14 protein-coding genes and 1 pseudogene are annotated in these 15111 nt (G+C 38.7%); 4 read left to right on the forward strand and 11 right to left on the reverse strand.

The features are described from left to right. The 4 genes from F9U64_RS23655 to F9U64_RS21620 all read right to left on the reverse strand — a co-directional run. A partial coding sequence (locus F9U64_RS23655; RefSeq protein WP_456071356.1) for a hypothetical protein occupies positions 1–83 on the reverse strand: 83 nt, incomplete at its 3' end. A 271-nt stretch (positions 84–354) separates the two neighbouring features. Continuing rightward, entirely contained in the window at positions 355–930 is a 576-nt protein-coding gene (locus F9U64_RS21610; protein ID WP_228275842.1) for a hypothetical protein, read from the reverse strand. A 206-nt stretch (positions 931–1136) separates the two neighbouring features. After that, a complete protein-coding gene (locus F9U64_RS21615) occupies positions 1137–2441 on the reverse strand; it encodes a hemolysin family protein (protein WP_153406970.1) in 1305 nt (434 codons plus the stop codon). 55 nt (positions 2442–2496) lie between these two features. After that, positions 2497–2922 carry a MerR family transcriptional regulator gene (locus F9U64_RS21620; RefSeq protein WP_153406971.1) on the reverse strand — a complete coding sequence of 142 codons (426 nt, stop codon included), beginning with the start codon at positions 2920–2922 and terminating at the stop codon, positions 2497–2499. A gap of 208 nt (positions 2923–3130) precedes the next feature. On the opposite strand from F9U64_RS21620, the gene F9U64_RS21625 reads away from it, so the two are divergent. Beyond that, positions 3131–4063 (forward strand): aldo/keto reductase, encoded by a 933-nt coding sequence (locus F9U64_RS21625; protein WP_153406972.1) that lies wholly within the window; start codon positions 3131–3133, stop codon positions 4061–4063. Between the two features lie 125 nt (positions 4064–4188). Here the strand turns inward: F9U64_RS21625 and F9U64_RS21630 are convergent. The 4 genes and pseudogenes from F9U64_RS21630 to F9U64_RS21645 all read right to left on the reverse strand — a co-directional run bounded on the left by F9U64_RS21630 (position 4189) and on the right by F9U64_RS21645 (position 8931). Then, a pseudogene (locus F9U64_RS21630) lies at positions 4189–4926 on the reverse strand (SDR family NAD(P)-dependent oxidoreductase). Between the two features lie 204 nt (positions 4927–5130). Further along, positions 5131–7299, reverse strand: coding sequence for a DNA topoisomerase III (locus tag F9U64_RS21635; protein ID WP_153406973.1), 2169 nt, complete (start codon positions 7297–7299; stop codon positions 5131–5133). Positions 7300–7376: 77 nt separating this feature from the next. Next, positions 7377–8195, reverse strand: coding sequence for a ZIP family metal transporter (locus F9U64_RS21640; protein WP_153406974.1), 819 nt, complete (start codon positions 8193–8195; stop codon positions 7377–7379). A gap of 172 nt (positions 8196–8367) precedes the next feature. Continuing rightward, positions 8368–8931: a redoxin domain-containing protein gene (locus F9U64_RS21645; RefSeq protein WP_153406975.1), complete on the reverse strand. Its 564-nt coding sequence runs from the start codon at positions 8929–8931 to the stop codon at positions 8368–8370. 309 nt (positions 8932–9240) lie between these two features. On the opposite strand from F9U64_RS21645, the gene F9U64_RS21650 reads away from it, so the two are divergent. Further along, complete coding sequence (locus F9U64_RS21650) at positions 9241–9897, forward strand: YczE/YyaS/YitT family protein (protein ID WP_153406976.1); 657 nt, start codon at positions 9241–9243, stop codon at positions 9895–9897. Positions 9898–9950: 53 nt separating this feature from the next. On the opposite strand, the gene melA is transcribed toward F9U64_RS21650, so the two are convergent. Together melA and F9U64_RS21660 are read right to left on the reverse strand one after the other, a co-directional pair. Continuing rightward, a complete protein-coding gene (melA, locus tag F9U64_RS21655) occupies positions 9951–11249 on the reverse strand; it encodes an alpha-glucosidase/alpha-galactosidase (RefSeq protein ID WP_153406977.1) in 1299 nt (432 codons plus the stop codon). 121 nt (positions 11250–11370) lie between these two features. Next, complete coding sequence (locus tag F9U64_RS21660; RefSeq protein ID WP_153406978.1) at positions 11371–12246, reverse strand: AraC family transcriptional regulator; 876 nt, start codon at positions 12244–12246, stop codon at positions 11371–11373. 170 nt (positions 12247–12416) lie between these two features. Between F9U64_RS21660 and F9U64_RS21665 the strand changes: the two genes are divergently transcribed. Continuing rightward, a complete protein-coding gene (locus F9U64_RS21665) occupies positions 12417–12737 on the forward strand; it encodes a hypothetical protein (protein WP_153406979.1) in 321 nt (106 codons plus the stop codon). A 77-nt stretch (positions 12738–12814) separates the two neighbouring features. After that, positions 12815–14434 carry an ABC-F family ATP-binding cassette domain-containing protein gene (locus tag F9U64_RS21670; RefSeq protein ID WP_153406980.1) on the forward strand — a complete coding sequence of 540 codons (1620 nt, stop codon included), beginning with the start codon at positions 12815–12817 and terminating at the stop codon, positions 14432–14434. A 378-nt stretch (positions 14435–14812) separates the two neighbouring features. Here F9U64_RS21670 and F9U64_RS21675 read toward each other — a convergent pair whose 3' ends face one another. Continuing rightward, the gene (locus tag F9U64_RS21675; protein WP_228275843.1) at positions 14813–15040 is read right to left on the reverse strand and encodes a hypothetical protein; all 228 of its coding nucleotides are present in this window, start codon (positions 15038–15040) and stop codon (positions 14813–14815) included. Positions 15041–15111 lie beyond the last annotated feature (71 nt).

Genomic DNA, 15111 nt, shown 5'->3' on the forward strand with positions numbered 1-15111 from the left:
AGAAGCAGAATCATTGGTCCTACATTTAGTAAAAGTGTGATACCTGCAATTATCGTCAAACAAATGAGTAAAAATGTTTTCATTTGTGTTCCCTCCTTCCATAACTCTATGATAGCGTGTCTTCTGACTTTTCATAACTGGCTCAGGATATAACTTTAACTAAGACTCTGGGCTTATATGTGGATTTACTTTTTGGAGAGGGAGGAAGAATTCCCAGCTCCAATAATGACTAAACTTATTTGTGCCAGGATGCCGTTCCGTAAATTAACTGCGCTTTCCGCGGGCGTCTGCCAAAACGTAAGTGGTACACTGATAAAAAAAACGCACTGAATATTGCTATTCAGTACGCTACTATTAACTATATAATCTTTTCCAATGTCTTACAGGTTCTTCGATTGGACCATGTTTCTGCAGATAGACGATTAAATCACCGTGATAGATCAGGGTTAATTCATGCCATTCTTTTAAATCTTGCGGTTTCGTTAAACATGCCGGTTTTTCTTCTGTATAGATGCCAGCTTCCCTTAGCATTGTTGCCACGAACTCTGAACAGAAAAATGCCCTGTCCCGCTGCCACTCCCGATTAAATAAGACACCGATAACGCCTAATAGATTGTAACGGTAATCATCCGTTTCCTGTTCCATTTTTTTCACTCGATCAAACAACAATTCATATATCTCTTCCGTTATGGATAACTGGTAAATCGCACAAGTTGATTTTCTGAAAAAAGGTGCACGGACATTTTCTTTCACAAATCCCCCGCTCAAAGGATTGTATGGCTGCTTCCGCCCAAAGCTGTACACTTTTGTCAAAGCTTCATCAAAACTGATGGAAGCATGGTTAAGTTTAGATTTAGTAAAGAGATTAATCATTTTAGAAAAGAAAGTTCCTGTATCTGTGAAAAGCAGATATACTTTTCTCACTTTCATTCTCGCCACCCCTTGCTTTTCCTATTATACATTTCTCCGCTTCCCGTCACATCTGCACTTCTGAAGAAGATGGAACGTGGAAAAAAATGCAAAAAAGACTTTATTATAAATATAGTACAACTTATCCGCAAGCGCAAGGTGAATTTTTCTTTTTTCGTGAACAGAGTTAAGAATTGGATAATAAAAAAGCACCCAAAAAGGATGCTTTATTGTACTTTTTCCATATAATTATTTCCAAATGCCTCAATCACTGTATCATCCTGAACTGATTGTCTTTCCACTTTCACTTTTCTGACTCTGCGATCGGTAACCTCGTCTACACTTACTTTTAAATTTTCATAATGGAACGTATCGCCATTACTCGGAATTGCTTCAAAATTCTCAATCACCCATCCGCCTAATGTATGATACGAACTTTCCGGTGACGGAACCTTCATCTTTTCAGCAAAGTCATCCAATTGATATTGTGCATCAAATTTATAGACATTTTCATTAATTTGAGAGATCAGGCTTGTTTTCTCGTCTTGTTCATCCCAGATCTCACCAACTATTTCTTCCAATACATCCTCTAATGTAAGTAAACCAGATGTTCCCCCAAACTCATCTAAAACAATGGCCATATGAACTTTTTCTCTTTGTAACTGTGGCAGCAATGTGGAGATCTTCATTGATTCCACTACAAACAAAGGCTCTCTTATAAGTTCTCGTATGTTGACATCACCGTATTTCACTAGATGAGTCAGAAACTCTCTTTCAGATAGAATACCAATTATGTTATCAATACTGTCTTCATAGACTGGTATTCGAGAGTACCTTTCTTCAAAGAATATATCTTTGATCTCATGAATTGGCTGTTCGACATCTACTGCAACCATATCAATCCTTGGTGTCAGAATTTCATCAGCAATCGTATCATCAAAATCCATTGAACGATGAATCAGCTGACGTTCTTCCTTATCAATAACGCCTTCTTCTTCACTAATATCAAGCATTACCTTAATTTCTTCCTCTGTTACCGATGGCATCGGTTCATTCTTGGCGAAGAGCCTTGATGCTAATAATTTTAATTTAACAAAAAGGAAGTTAACCGGTGTTAACAGTTTAATCAGAACAAATAAGATACCTGAAATCATTAAGGTGTATGTTTCTGCATGTTCTTTCGCTAATGATTTTGGTAAAATCTCTCCGAATATCAAAATTAAGATTGTCATAATTACTGTACTGATCACTAAGGCCATGTTCCCGCCAAACACCGTATTTGCTATTGTGGCAGAGATACTTGATGCAGCAATATTAACAATATTATTACCAATCAGAATGGTCGATAAGGTGTTGTCAAAATGTTCCGCCATATGCAGCGCATTTTTGCTTCCTCTTCTGCCTTCATCGACGAGATTTTTCAGTCTTATTTTGTTCACACTGGAAAACGCTGTTTCTGCTGATGAAAAGAATGCTGACAAAAAGATTAATGTTGCTAAAATAATAATCGAACTCAGAGGTATATCGTCCAAAAAAATTCACTCTCCTATATTTTATAAAAACTTTTGATACCTATTTTATACTAAACTAATTAGAAAATAATACTAACGTTTTCATAAGGTCTGCTGATTGTGACTGGATCCGTCTTTTCATTTCTGCTTTTTCATCTTGTTCTACTGTATCCAACCAGCTGTACACTTCTTCTAATTCATTTTGCAGTACACTCATTGTTGCCGTAATCTGTTCGGTTTGTTCTATGAATTTTTGTTTGTCCAGGCAATTTGTTCTCATTTTTTGTTTAATTTGTTCTAACGGCAAATGCAATTGTTTACATTTCTCAATAAACTGCAATTCTGCTACCACTTCTTCTTTGTAGAGACGGTAATTGGAATCGGATCTCACACATTCCAGTAAACCTATCTTTGTATAATAATCAATTGTCCGTTTTGACAGTTTTGTTCGTTTTGCTAATTCTCCTATTTTGTATACCTTCCCAATTTTATCACCTCTCAGATATTATAGATGATTATGACTAAACTGTACAGTACTACGTTATGCTTTTTGATGATAAATTATGAGCACATTTTTTCTGTTTGGTTCCTTTCATTGTTATAATTCACTTTAAGTACGTGTTCAAAAAGTCGGCAAATTAGAAGCAAGAATTATCATTTGGTGACTTTTTGAACATCCTATTGAAGGAAAAGATAGAAGGAGGATAAATATGACAAGTAAAGTAAAACTCGGAAAGTCTGATCTATATGTTAATCCTATCGGGCTAGGTGCCAATGCAGTTGGCGGCCATAATCTTTACCCGAATCTGGATGAAGAACAAGGAATGAAGGTTGTTCAGGAAGCAATTGATCATGATATGAACTTTATTGATACTGCGTATATTTACGGTCCTGAACGTTCAGAGGAGCTTGTGGGGAAAGTAGTGACTCAAAGCGGAGTGAGAGAACAGCTTGTTATTGCAACAAAAGCTGCCCACAAAATAGTGAATGGGGAAACAATCCTGGACAACTCCCCAGCATTCCTGGAAGAATCTGTTGATCAGGCACTGCGCCGTCTTCAAACAGATTACATTGACTTGTTTTATATCCATTTTCCTGATAAAGATACTCCAAAAGCAGAAGCAGTTGGAGCATTGAAAGAATTAAAAGATCTAGGGAAAATCAGAAGCATTGGTGTATCCAATTTTTCTTTAGAACAATTAAAAGAAGCGAACAAAGATGGTTATGTAGATGTCATTCAGTCTGAGTACAATTTATTTAAACGTCAGGCAGAAGAAGATTTACTGCCATATACAGCGGAACACAACATCTCATTTGTTCCATATTTCCCGCTTGCCTCCGGTTTGCTTGCTGGTAAATATGATGAAAATACTACGTTTAATGATTTACGTGCAAATGATCCTTTATTTCAGGGAGAAGCATTTAAGCAGAATATAGCGAAAGTAAAACAGTTACGACCATTAGCTGAAGCAAAGCAAGTGGAAATCCCGCATCTTGTTTTAGCATGGTATCTGACTAAGGATAGTATTGATGCAATTATCCCTGGTGCTAAACGAGCAGATCAAGTTGTAGATAATTTAAAAACACTTGATGTGAAGCTCACATCATCTGAGATTGATCAAATAGACAATATTTTTAAATAAGTGCTGATTATATCAAACCCAGATTTTTTAGTTGTGGATTACTAGTCATCACAATGAGGAGATCTCGTGATTAAGACGAGATCTCCTTATTGTTTAGTAAATTATGATTTCGGGTTTTCTAACATTTATTGAGCAGTATATCCACCATCAAGTGTTAATGTATTACCCGTCATAAAGGAAGAATCATCACTTGCCAGGAACAGGACTCCTTTTGCCATTTCCTCAGGTTGTCCAAGTCGCTTCATTGGTGTACTCGCGATCAAGTCCTGGCGGTCTGTATCACCTAAAATCGGGGTATCAATAAAGCCGGGACATAATGCATTTACACGGATATTGCGTTCCGCATACTCCAATGCAAGTGAGCGAGTCAGATTAACTACCCCGCCTTTGGCTGCATTATATGCCGCACTTCCCGGTGATCCAACTAAACCATACATAGAAGCTGTGTTTATAATGACTCCACCATCTGCTTGCAGAAATTGCTTGATTGCTTTTTGTGCTACAAGGAATACACCATCCAAATCAACATTGACAGTTTTGCGCCACTCCGCATATTCCAGCTCTTCCGATGGTTTCACCGCACCAATGCCTGCATTATTAAATAGAATATCCACCTTGCCGAATTTCTCAATAGTCGTTTCAAATACTTTGTTAACTTGATCTTCATTCGTTACATCAGCCGTAATAAAGATAACTTTTGCACTTTGTGATGCTAATTCAGAAGCAAATGCTTTTCCTTTTGTTTCATCCATATCAACTTACACTATACTTGCCCCTTCTTGAACAAAAAGCTTGGCAGTCTCTGCTCCAATTCCTGAAGCCCCACCTGTAATTACTGCAACTTTACTGTCTAATTTTGTCATGATAACTGCCTCCCAAAACATGTTTATGAAAGAAAAAAAGCTAATATAAAGTAAATTTCTCTAAACCTATTATTGCAATTGGGATATTTTCTATTCTTCCATTAATTGCAACACCACTCTAAATGGAGAAATAATGAAAGGGTCAAGACCTGAACGTCTTGACCCTTGTTACTTTCTTCAGTTAATGTGAGACTTTGCTAATCGTTATTTATCCTTCAGCTTCGCTAATGCATCTGCCAGAGCAGTGTTAGCAAATCCTTCATCTTGTTTCTTTAAATATTTGTTCACATCACGTTTTGTCGCTTTATTCTGTCCCTGCTTATTTTTTCTTTTCTGGAAGGAAGACAGCTTTTCGCGGTACCCACAGGCGCAAGAAAATGTCTGAGCATCACCCTGCCCGCGCATTTCCATCCGTTTATGACAATTCGGACATCTTGCATTCGTCTTTTTGGCGATCATTTTGCGCTCGCCGCAATCCCTGTCCTGACACACGAGCATTCGGCCATTCTTGCCGTTCACTTCCAGCATTAATTTGCCGCATTCTGGACATTTTGTGCCTGTCATATTGTCATGCTTATATTTCGCTTCACTTGTTTTTACTTGGTGAACAACTTCTTTCGTGTATCCTTTGATTTCTTTGAGAAAATCCTCTTTTTTCAATTTTCCGTTGGCAATTTGCCCTAACTTCTCTTCCCACTTTGCAGTCAGAAGCGGTGAGCGCAAATCACTTGGAACCAATTCTAACAGTTGCTTTCCTTTTGATGTTAAATAAAGATATTTGCCTTTTTTCTCGATATAAAATGTATTAAATAGCTTCTCAATAATATCTGCTCTTGTTGCAACAGTTCCGAGTCCGCCTGTTTGCTGCAAGGTTTTCTTCGCATCATTTTCATCCTTCGCCAAAAACTTCGCCGGGTTTTCCATTGCATAAAGCAGGGTACCTTCTGTTAACCGTTCAGGCGGTTTTGTTTCTCCATCTTTCAATGTCAGCTTCGGGTTCTGCCATGTATGATCATCCGAAAGATTGGAAATTTGCTGTTCCTCTTCCTGGTCATCGTCTGCCTGATCATACACAGCTTTAAAACCTTGATCGATCACATTTTTGCCACTGGCTGTAAAGGTTTGACCATCAATTTCTGCTGTTAATTGAATATGCTCAAATTGAAATGGCGGCAACAACACAGCTAAAAATCTTTTTATCACAAGATCATAAATCTTTCGTTCCTGATCAGTGAATTTCGATAAATACACTGCTTCTTCTGTCGGGATAATTGCATGGTGGTCAGACACTTTCTTATCATCAACAAACGATTTGTTCGCCTTTATCGGCTGCTTTTTGATTTTCGCAGCAGCAGAAGCATATGGACCTACCCCACAGCTGTCAATCCGTTCTTTTAATGTTGGAACAATATCTGATGAAAGATATTTCGAATCAGTTCTTGGGTATGTCAACACTTTATGCTGCTCATATAATTTCTGCATGATGGATAATGTTTGCTTACCGGAATAGCCAAAAATCTTGTTGGCATCTCTCTGTAAATCCGTTAAATCATAAAGTGTCGGTGCATAGCTTTTCTTCCGCTTTTTCTCTATCTTTCTGACTTTCAGGGGTTTATTTTGCATTTTCTCTAATAATTGCTTTGCTTTTTGCTGGTCGAATATTCTTGATTCACCATTTGCATTTTTCCATAGCAGACTAATCCCGTCATTGGTATGTGCTTTTAACTGGTAAAAAGTCTGTGGACGGAATTGTCTGATTTCCTCTTCTCTTGCTGCAATCATGGCAAGCGTTGGTGTTTGAACACGGCCGCTGGATAATTGTGCATTAAACTTTGTTGTTAAGGCACGTGTTGCATTTAATCCGACATACCAGTCCGCTTCTGATCTGGCGACAGCAGAATAATACAAATTATCAAATTGCTTGCCTGGCTTCAAATTTTTAAACCCTTGCTTGATTGCCTGATCTGTAACAGAGGAAATCCATAACCTTTTGACAGGCTTATTGACCCGGACTTTGTCCAAAATCCATCGTGCAACAAGTTCTCCCTCACGACCGGCATCTGTTGCGATGACGATATCTTTAACGTCTTTGCGCATCAACTGTGTTTTTACTGCCTGAAACTGTTTCCCTGTCTTCTTGATCACAACAAGTTTTAAACGATTTGGAATCATTGGCAGGTCTTCCAGCTTCCATGTTTTATATTTATTATCATAAGCCTCAGGATCAGCAAGTGTGATCAAATGTCCGAGCGCCCATGTCACGATATAGTTTGTTCCTTCCATATATCCATTTGCCTTTTTCGTACATTTCAGTACACGGGCAATATCACGTCCAACAGACGGTTTCTCTGCGATAACTACTGTTTTGCTCATGAATGACAATCCTTCCTAATGTGCGATACTTCTTTCACTTTACCTTATTACAAGGAAAAAAACAAAAAGTATTTCTCCTAACCAAGTGCTACATCTAAAATCATCATAATGGTAAAACCTATCATCAGAATCATTGATGCTAAATCTTTATTGCCTTCTTCCTGTGAACCTGGGATTACTTCTTCTGCCACAACAAAAATCATCGCTCCTGCGGCAAAACTTAATGCATATGGCAATAATGGATCAATATAAGTAACAGCTAATACTCCTATTATTGCAGCAATCGGTTCTACCATCCCGGACAATTGCCCGAAGAAAAAGCTTTTTCGTCTCGACATTCCTTCCCTTCTTAATGGCATGGCAACTGCAACACCTTCCGGGAGGTTCTGAATACCAATCCCTAACCCAAGCGCAGCAGCGGCAGTTATCGATGCTGAAGGAAGATCTGCTGCGACGGCACCAAATGCTACTCCAACAGCCAGGCCTTCCGGAATATTGTGCAAGGTAATGGCAAGGACCATTAATGTGCTTCTGTTGCGCCTTTTGGCATTATAACCTTCTGCATCTGTCATTTTAGAAGTTGGATGAAGGTGTGGAATGATTTTATCGATCCCCCACAGAAAGATTCCGCCAAACATAAAACCAACAGCTGCAGGGATCCAGGCTGCTGTGACATTATCTTCCTGCGCCATATCAATCGCAGGCGATAGTAAAGACCAGAAACTTGCTGCAATCATTACACCGCCAGCAAAGCCTAACATGCTGTCCATCAACTTTTGGTTGAAATTTTTCGTTGTAAAAACCAGGGCTGCTCCAAGTGCAGTCATTCCCCATGTAAATAATGTAGCGATAATTGTCTGCACTAACGGACTGAGTGAAAGAAAATTGTCTATCATAATGACTACCCCTTTGATGAAATCGATCTCTTTAAACAATGTATGATCATCTTATCATGTAGTGGGAACTTTTAAAAATAATTCCGATTCAATAGTAAAAAGATAGATCACTTGTGATTTCAACACCAAAGCTGACGGGGAACTCTGACGGGGAACTCTATACTTTCCATCACTAATCTAACTGCATATATTCCTCCATCATTTTTTCATAACTCATCGGTCCATATGTAAAATACTGAATAATACCATTGGAATCAATCAGATAGGATGCCGGGATTGGCCGGATCCGGTAAAGGTCTGATGCTTTGTTGCCATTGTCCAGTAAGATCGGAAACGTTAATTGGTATTCTGCCTGAAACTGCTTTATATCCTGAAATTTGGTTTCTGTTTCCACAAGATTGATCGCCAAGATCTCTATCTCGCTATTTTGATAAAATTTCTCCATATCCGGCATTTCAGCCTTACATGGCGGACACCATGTTGCCCAGAAGTTCAGCATCACTTTTTTTCCTCTGTAATCTGATAATGTGATAAAGTCTCCTGTCATTGACTGCAACTCAAAATCGGGGGCCTCATCACCAACCTCTAAGCCGACATTTCCTTCATCCTCATCAGATTCTGCTGAGATTTGAAAGCGACTGTCCATTTCCGTATTCCTTTCTTCCTTTTTTATAAAATCAATAATGGCAATCCCTAACATCATTAACAAAATACCGCTTATTATTATTTTTCTCATACCGTGTTTCTCCCCCTCTGCTGCTGTCTCCGAGACTTAGATCAGGCCTGCAAAAAAACATAGTGCACATATTGAAATCATATGTGACTGCTTATCCAAATATACAATGCCAAAAGCTTTCTATCAGAATGGCAGGATGTGACCAAATTGTCATTTTTCTTTCAAAAAAATGCCTATTCAAGTACTATCTACCTCTATTACTTTCTTGTATACTGAAAAATAAGTAGTCTTATAAAAAATGAATAAAGAAGTTCGATTCAGCAGAGCAGCAAGAATAACCGATTGAACTTTTTTAATGGGGAGATATCTATGAAAAATATAACATGGCGTCACTATACGATGATGATTATTGGTAACCTTTTCATTGGGATTGCTGTAGCGTTGCTGAGGATAAGTGAACTTGGTACAGACCCTTTTTCCACAATAAATCTCGGATTGAGCGGTTTTCTGGAAATTCCATTTGGTGTTTATCAGTTACTCTTTAATGTGCTTCTGTTAATTGTTATTTTCATTCTTTACCGGAGTTCAATCGGGATAGGTACACTCGTTAATATGGTAGGAATCGGATTTATTTCTGATTTCCTTGTTTATAGTTATTATCAGTTTTTTGGAGACCTGACATTGATCCTTGTTCAAGTACTGATGATGATTGCTGCTGTCATTTTCGCAAGTATGGGTGTTGCCTTATATATCACACCGAATTTAGGGATGGCACCATATGATGCATTAGCATTTGCGATCGAGAAAGTATCCGGGAACAGAATCCGCTTTCCTGTTGCCAGAATTGCAACAGACATTGCGTGTGTGGTGATTGGATTTTCATTCGGTGCCATTGTCGGAATAGCGACTGTCATCTTCGCATTCTTTACAGGACCCTTTGTACAATTTTTCCGCAAAAATATTGCGGAACCAATTCTGGCAAAAGAAACGAATAAGAAAGTGATACCAGCAATAGAGATGGAATGAGTTTTTTGATATAAAAAAAAGCTGAGCTATTAGATGCTCAGCTTTTTCTGCTCCTATTGGTACTCTGGCAGCCAGTCTCCGTGTTCCTCAATTAAGTCATCACACAAGGAAACAATATCATCAATGGATAGCTCTGCTGCTGTATGTGGATCAAGCAATGCTGCCTGATAGATTTTTTCCTTTTTATTAGTTAATGCCGCTTCGATTGTCAAAAGCTGTGTATTAATATTCGTACGGTTAAGGGCAGCAAGCTGTTCCGGTAAATCGCCGACATATGTTGGTGTTACTCCGCTTGCATCAACAATACACGGAACTTCCACAACTGTATTTTCCGGCAGATTGCTAATAAGCCTGCCAGTGTTCAGCACATTTCCGCCAATCTTAATCGGTTTATTTGTTTCCATTGCTTCAATAATATATGATCCATATTCATGTGTGCGTTTATGCTGGAGATTCTGATCATTGACCAGATCTTCGCGCATGTTTTTCCAGCCTTCAATCTGGTTGACGCAGCGACGCAAGTACTCATCCAGCGGGATATTGTACTTGTCAACAAGTTCTGGATACTGACTTTTAATAAAATATGGATGATATTCTGCATTATGTTCGGATGATTCGGTTACATAATAGCCAAACTTATCCATTAATTCAAATCGCACCATATCATGATGCTTTTCTTTTTGCTTCTCTTTTGCCCGTCTCTTAATTTCCGGATATAAATCTTCTCCATTACGAGTGATTTCAAGCAGCCATGCCATATGGTTAATACCGGCAATCTTCCATTGAATATTGTCTTTTGGCATATTCAATGAATCTAATAAATGATCCGCACACACTTGGACACTGTGGCACAATCCGACCGTTTTAATCCCTTCGCTCAGCATTATATTCGTCAAAACAGCCATTGGATTTGTATAATTTAAAAACCAGGCATCTGGACAAACCTCTTTCATATCTCTGGCAAACTCCTGCATTACCGGAATCGTTCGTAAATTACGGAAAATACCGCCAATCCCTAATGTGTCCGCAATTGTCTGTCGTAATCCGTACTTTTTCGGTATTTCAAAGTCAGTAATTGTACATGGATCATATCCGCCAACCTGGATAGCATTGATCACATATTTTGCACCTTTTAATGCTTCTTTTCTGTCATGATATGCCACTATGTTGACAGTGGACTGGAGACTTTTCTTTAAATTGTTCAACATCATCTCTGAATCTTTCAATCTTTCATGATCAATATCATATAGAGCAAACTCAAATTGTTGTAATGAGTCTACTGTCATGCAGTCCCCTAACACATTTTTGGCAAATACCGTACTGCCTGCTCCGAGAAATGTAATTTTCGCCATTTGTCCTTCCTCCTTATAATATATTGCGTTGAGTATATTCTTTACACTGTCTATATTATAAGTGTCTGTAACCATTTACAATCGTAAATAAAATTGAAAGAGGTAAAATATTGCTATTTACTTAATCGATAAACAAACGGTCAACAGGCATGAAGGATTGGTTATTACGATATTCACTGGGAGTTACATTAAGGATGCTTTTGAAAACTTTACTAAAATAATTGCCATTCGTGTACCCGACTTTTTTGGCTATTTCTTCGACTGACAGTTTTCTTTGCTGAAGAAGATCAGCTGCATACTGAATTCGAATCCTTGTCAGGAATTGTATCGGTGTTTCCCCCATTGTCTTGGAAAAAAGGCGTGTAAAATGATATTTTGATAAACCAGACACTTGGACAATGTCACTTAATGAGATGTCTTCGCTGAAGTTTTTTTCCATAAAGGTAACGGACTTGGCGATCGCTATTGGCAATTCCTCGTCTTTCTTGAGATCATGCTCAAAATATTGCATACATTCCATTAAAAAAGAATAAGCATATCCAGATGCTTCATATGCATGCGATATTCCGGTTGTCTCGATCTTTTCAAGCAAACGGTAGATATGTTTAATTGGACGGGCCTTCATTGGCATTTGCAGGATTTGCCCATATTCTTGCTTTAGAAATTCATAATAATGCACAGCTTCATCACCAAACAAGGTAATATAAATAAATTCCCAATGTTCCGATTCTGCAGGAAGGAAATAACAATGATCACTGGGGATATGAACGAGAAATGCCTGCTCTTTTGATAACGTATATGTTTTTTCCTTTATTCTGATTGCTCCTTTTCCGCTTAGGGTATATTGAAAAACAACTCTCCCCTCTTCCCCGCGCTCCAGCCCATTCCAGCGGTAACTTTCTTCAGTTCTTATTTCTTTGCCAATGGTATGGATGCCTGCGACCCTGTTCTGATGGGATCCTTTCAAGTGAAAACCGTATGAATTATTTACTTTCATTGCAACTCCCTCCAATTTAACAAGAACTTCATCTATTGAAAAACAATAATATGGTAAAATAAAATGAATCATTGATCAGTGTGGTTTCTTGCTCTAGCTGATCATTCGTCCTTACGTTTCTAAGGATGGATAGCACTGTGAAAAATCTATATTATTAGGAGTGAAACATTTTGATTCTATCAGGTATTTTAAAACTTCTTGGTGTACTAGCTGAATTCTTTCTTGGAATTCCTGCTATTGGCGGCACCTTTATCTTGTCACTTTTATGGACACCACTTTTATTTATGCTTGTATACTATATCATAACATTAGTAGTTTCAAGGGTAAGCGGAGCACCTATTTGGGGACCAGTTGTCGGGATAATCACTAGCGTTGTCGGCTTTATTCCATTCGTCGGAATGACACTGCATTGGATCGCCTTTTTCTGCTTATTAGCTGACGGTATCCTGACACTTAGAAGCAAAGACAGGTCACAAACTGGAAAACTCTAACCTTCCTTTATTGACTTCCACCTGTAAATTGTTTAAGCTTGCATTAAGATATGAGATAATGGAGGAATTATGAAAATATGCTACAAGCGACAAATGTAAGTTTACGTTTTGGAGATAAAAAGCTGTTCGAAGACGTTAATATTAAATTCACTGCCGGAAACTGTTATGGACTGATTGGTGCCAATGGTGCTGGTAAATCAACTTTCTTAAAGATTTTATCAGGCGAAATTGATCCGCAAACAGGCCATGTTTCCTTAGGCAAAGATGAGCGACTTGCCATATTAAAACAGGATCATTTTGCTTATGAAGAGTATGAAGTGCTGGAAACTGTGATGATGGGCCATACTCAGCTTTATAAAGTAATGAAAGAAAAGAATGAGATTTATGCCAAAGCTGACTTCACAGAAGAAGACGGAATGCGCGCAGCCGAACTGGAAGGCGAGTTCGCGGAAATGAACGGTTGGGAAGCAGAGTCTGATGCTGCTATTTTGCTGAAAGGTCTTGGAATTGATGAATCTCTTCATGCAAAAAAGATGGCTGAATTAACTGGTTCTGAGAAAGTAAAAGTATTATTAGCACAGGCATTATTCGGTAATCCTGATATTCTTTTACTTGATGAGCCGACAAACCACTTAGACATTCAGGCAATCCAATGGTTGGAAGAATTTTTAATCAATTTCGAAAACACCGTAATTGTTGTATCTCACGACCGCCACTTCTTAAACAAAGTATGTACACATATTGCTGATGTGGATTATGGAAAGATTGAATTATTCGTCGGAAACTATGATTTCTGGTATGAGTCCAGCCAATTAGCATTACAAATGGCAAAAGACCAGAATAAGAAAAAAGAAGAGAAAATTAAGGAATTACAAAACTTCGTTGCACGATTCAGTGCCAATGCATCGAAATCAAAGCAGGCAACTTCCCGTAAGAAAATGCTTGATAACATTTCCTTAGATGATATTAAGCCATCTTCTCGCCGCTATCCATATGTAGCATTTCAACCAGGCCGCGACCTTGGTAATGATTTGTTGCGCGTGGAAGGTATTTCGAAAACTATTGATGGAGTAAAAGTTCTCGATAATGTGAGCTTTATTTTAAAACCATATGATAAAGTCGCTTTTGTCGGCCGAGATGAGCTGGCAAAAACAGTACTTTTTGATATTTTAATGGGCGAAATGGAGCCTGATGAGGGAACATACACTTGGGGTGTTACAACATCTCAATCTTACTTCCCGAAAGATAACTCGGAATTCTTCGAAGGAAATAACATGACATTAGTAGAATGGCTGCGCCAATTCTCACCAGAAGATCAGACAGAAACATTTTTACGCGGATTCCTTGGCCGTATGTTATTCTCAGGTGAGCAGGCATTAAAGAAAGCGAATGTGTTATCAGGTGGAGAAAAAGTCCGCTGCATGCTTTCAAAAATGATGCTTAGCAATGCCAATGTGTTAGTCCTGGATGAGCCGACGAACCACTTAGACTTAGAATCGATTACATCTGTGAACAACGGATTAATTAATTTCAAAGGTTCGATCCTGTTTACATCACACGATCACCAGTTTATCAACAGTATCGCAAACCGCTTAATTGAGATTACGCCGACTAAAGTCATTGATAAAGAAATGTCATATGATGAATATGTTGCAGATCAGAAACTGCAAAAAGAAATTGTTGCTTTGTATGCTTAATAGATAATGGAATGGGAGAAGCCAGCTTTGGAGCTGGCTTCTTTTTTTTGCTCGGGGTCGGCTTGAGCTCTTTTTGCCGCTCTTTATTTGCAGATTCCAGACTTTATTTGCAGTTTCTGCTCTTTATTTGCAGATTACGCCCTTTATTTGCAGTTTCCGCTTTTCTTGCGACTTCCTGCTCTCTTCTTGCGACTTCCCGCTCTTTTCTTGCGACTTCCTGCTCTCTTCTGGCGACTTCCTGCTCTCTTCTGGCGACCTCCTGCTTTTCTTGCGGCTTCCTCCGCTTTTCTTTCGACTTACCGCTCTCTTCTTGCGACTTCCTGCTCTCTTCTGGCGACCTCCTGCTCTCTTCTTGCGACCTCCTGCTCTTCTTGCGACTTACCGCTCTCTTCTTGCGACTTCCTGCTCTCTTCTTGCGACTTCCTGCTCTCTTCTTGCGACTTCCTGCTCTCTTCTTGCGACCTCCTGCTCTTCTTGCGATTTACCGCTCTCTTCTTGCGACTTCCTGCTCTCTTCTTGCGACCTCCTGCTCTTCTTGCGACTTCCTGCTCTCTTCTTGCGACTTACCTGCTCCTTCTTGCGACTTCCCGCTCTCTTCTTAGTCAAGTCCTTTTTTATGTGTAAATATAGATACAATGTTAACAACCTAATTCACATAATACATATTTGTTCTTTTA

The sequence above is a fragment of the Gracilibacillus oryzae genome (genome assembly GCF_009498735.1).
GTDB lineage: Bacteria > Bacillota > Bacilli > Bacillales > Amphibacillaceae > Gracilibacillus > Gracilibacillus oryzae.